The organism is Phytoactinopolyspora endophytica, assembly GCF_004138495.1.
GTDB lineage: Bacteria > Actinomycetota > Actinomycetes > Jiangellales > Jiangellaceae > Phytoactinopolyspora > Phytoactinopolyspora endophytica.
In genome coordinates, this window is sequence record NZ_ML142853.1 from 278,203 (window position 1) to 279,403 (window position 1,201).

The following is a 1,201-nucleotide window of genomic DNA, read 5'->3' on the forward strand; positions in this document are numbered from 1 at the left end:
GCGGCGCCGACAGTGAGACCCGGATCGTGTCGCCGATTCCCCTGGACAGCAGCGCCCCGAAGGCTACCGAGGACTTGACGGTTCCCTGGAACGCGGGCCCGGCCTCGGTGACCCCGAGATGCAACGGCCAGTCGCCGCGCTCGGCCAGCTGCTCGTAAGCACGCACCATCACGACGGGGTCATTGTGTTTGACCGAGATCTTGAAGTCGTGGAAGTCGTGCTCCTCGAACAGCGACGCCTCCCACACCGCGGACTCGACCAGCGCCTCGGGCGTCGGCTTGCCGTATTTCTCCAGCAACCTGGGGTCGAGCGACCCGGCGTTGACTCCGATCCGCAGCGATACCCCGGCGTCCTTGGCCGCCTTGGCGATCTCGCCGACCTTGTCGTCGAACTTCTTGATGTTGCCCGGGTTGACCCGCACCGCGGCGCAGCCCGCGTCGATGGCGGCGAAGACGTACTTGGGCTGGAAGTGGATGTCCGCGATCACCGGGATCTGCGACTTCTTCGCGATGGCCGGCAGCGCCTCCGCGTCGTCGGCGCTGGGCACCGCCACCCGCACGATGTCGCAGCCGGCGGCGGTCAGCTCCGCGATCTGCTGCAGCGTGGCGTTGATGTCGGTGGTGGGCGTCGTCGTCATCGACTGCACGCTGACCGGCGCGTCGCCGCCGACGTCGACCTTGCCGACCTTGATCTTGCGTGACGCACGCCGCTCCGTCAGTACGGGCGGCGGCAACGCGGGCATGCCCAACGAAATATTCATCGTCTCGATTGTCCCCTAGAGGTCTCTAGCCAAACAGACGTATCGGATTGACAATATCGGCGTAGATCAGCAGCACCGCCATGCCGATCAGGACGAACGCCATGCCGTAGGCGATCGGCAGTCCTTTGGCGACGTCGACGGGCCGCGGCGCCGGTCTCCTCGCCACGCGTGCATAGCCGCGCTTGATCCCTTCCCAGATCGCTCCGGCGGCGTGCCCACCGTCGAGCGGAAGCAGCGGCACCAGGTTGAAGATGGCGATGGCCATGTTGAAGGTCGCCAGCAGCATGACGAAGGTCATGATCCGCTCCGCGCCTTCCAGCTCGGAGACGATCTCACCGCCGATCCGCCCCGCGCCGACGACGCTCACGGGCGTGTCCGCCCCGCGCTCGCCGCCGCCGAACGCCGCGTCCCAGACGTTGGTCATCCGCTCCGGGATCCCCG

The 1,201-nt window shown here is 67.3% G+C and carries 1 protein-coding gene and 1 pseudogene; both read right to left on the minus strand.

Translation table 11 applies throughout. The features are described 5' to 3' along the window. A pseudogene (gene ispG, locus ELR45_RS12100) lies at window positions 1-760 on the minus strand (flavodoxin-dependent (E)-4-hydroxy-3-methylbut-2-enyl-diphosphate synthase); the annotation flags it as partial. Window positions 761-785: 25 nt separating this feature from the next. After that, the coding region (locus ELR45_RS37630; RefSeq protein WP_205856466.1) for a site-2 protease family protein at window positions 786-1,201 on the minus strand (416 nt) is incomplete at its 5' end.